1 protein-coding gene is annotated in these 557 nt (G+C 64.1%); it reads left to right on the forward strand.

Annotated features, from left to right (window positions below; all coding sequences use genetic code 11):
• On the forward strand, positions 1 to 557 hold a 557-nt coding region (locus JNK62_04800; protein MBL8158823.1), incomplete at both ends, for a DNA topoisomerase I.

Here is a 557-nt window from a genome sequence, read left to right on the forward strand (position 1 = left end):
CTTCCACGTGCTCGCCAGCTACGGGCACGTCCGCGACCTTTCGGCGCGGAAGCTCAAAGGTGAAGAAGTCGCCGGCATCCGCATCAAGGACGGCTGGAAGCTACGCTACGCCGTGGACGAGAAGAAAGAGGAAGGCGGCCGCAAGCGGCGCTCCAGCCAGGACATTCTCAATGAACTGAAACGCGAAGCGGACCGCGCCGGCCGCGTGCTTCTGGCGAGCGACCCCGACCGCGAAGGCGAAGCGATCGCCCGCGACATCGCGGACGAACTCGACCTCGATCCGAAACGCACGTTCCGCGTTCGTTTCAATGAGATCACGAAGAACGCGGTGCAGGACGCGCTCGCGAAGCCGGATGAGATCAACACGAAGCTCGTGGCGGCGCAAGAAGCCCGCCGCGCCATGGACCGCGTCGTCGGCTTCCCGCTAAGCAACCTGCTCGGCAAGAAGGTGGCCGGCGGCTTGAGCGCGGGCCGCGTGCAATCCGTCGCCGTGAAGCTCATCGTGGACCGCGAACGCGAGATCGAGAAGTTCATCACGGACGAATACTGGAAGATCA

The sequence above is a fragment of the bacterium genome, from assembly GCA_016789445.1.
Lineage (GTDB): Bacteria > Patescibacteriota > Minisyncoccia > Phycocordibacterales > UBA2100 > UBA10103.